Here is a 1,092-nt window from a genome sequence, read left to right as displayed (position 1 = left end):
TGCACTGCGGATGGTGTTCAGCAAGACCGAGCAAGGCTATGAAGCCTGGAACCGCGGAGTACAGGAAGGTGAGCTGTATCACCTGGATGTGGTGGACTTTACGAACTTGACGGATGAAGCCATGCTCAGCGCAGCTATTGAGGCGAAAGCCAGTGAAATTCAAAGCAGTATCCAACTGCATGAAGGGCCGCTGTTGAAGGCTGGTTTGTTCCACTGTGCAGATGGGGATCATCTCCTGATGGCGATTCACCATTTGGTCGTGGACGGGGTATCATGGCGTATTTTATTCGAGGATCTGGCTGTAGCCTATGAACAGGCCATCCGTGAAGAGACGCTCCAGTTACCAGACAAAACAGATTCATTCCGTTCCTGGTCACAAAAACTTTCCGTCTATGCGAATAGCGTAGCCATGGACAGCGAATACGCCTACTGGGAGCAATGGAACGCTGCTGCTTTGGCTGACCAAGTACGTTTGCCTGAGGATCAAGCGGAGGCCGAACCGTTTACCTTGGCTGACACGGATACCGTGGTCTTCCAGCTTACGGAAGAAGAGACAGGAACACTATTGAAGCAAGCACACCGCGCGTACAACACGGAAGTGAACGATTTGCTGCTGACTGCACTAGGCATGATGCTGTACACGTGGACCGGTCATGAACGTAGCCTGATCAACCTAGAGGGACACGGACGTGAGAACATTTTGCCGGATACGGACATTTCTCGTACGGTAGGCTGGTTTACGAGTCCATATCCGGTGCTGCTGGATATCGGTCGTGGTCATGCTTTGTCGGATCGAATCAAACAGGTCAAAGAGAGCCTGCGTCAGATTCCGAATAAGGGAATGGGCTACGGAATCTGGAGATATTTGAGTGAATCTGGTCAAGCGATTCAGCAAGTAGATGTACTGAACCTTGGTCAACATCAAGCTTTTGCCGAGCCACAAGTAAGCTTTAACTATCTCGGACAGTTTGATCAAGACTTGCCAAACAGCGATATCCGCATGTCTCCTTACTCGATGGGATCGGTCGTGAGTGACCGGACGAAGATGAAATATGCGCTCGATGTGAGCGGAATCGTCACGAACGGCATCCT

The 1,092-nt window shown here is 50.9% G+C and carries 1 protein-coding gene; it reads left to right on the top strand.

The features are described from left to right. Positions 1-1,092: condensation domain-containing protein (locus HFD99_RS24765; RefSeq protein ID WP_238797293.1), on the top strand; the 1,092-nt coding region annotated here is incomplete at both ends.

The sequence above is a fragment of the Paenibacillus sp. EKM301P genome, from assembly GCF_011800295.1.
Taxonomy (GTDB): domain Bacteria; phylum Bacillota; class Bacilli; order Paenibacillales; family Paenibacillaceae; genus Paenibacillus; species Paenibacillus polymyxa.
Note: the sequence above shows the minus strand (reverse complement) of the source record. Positions and strands in the feature narration are given on the sequence as shown.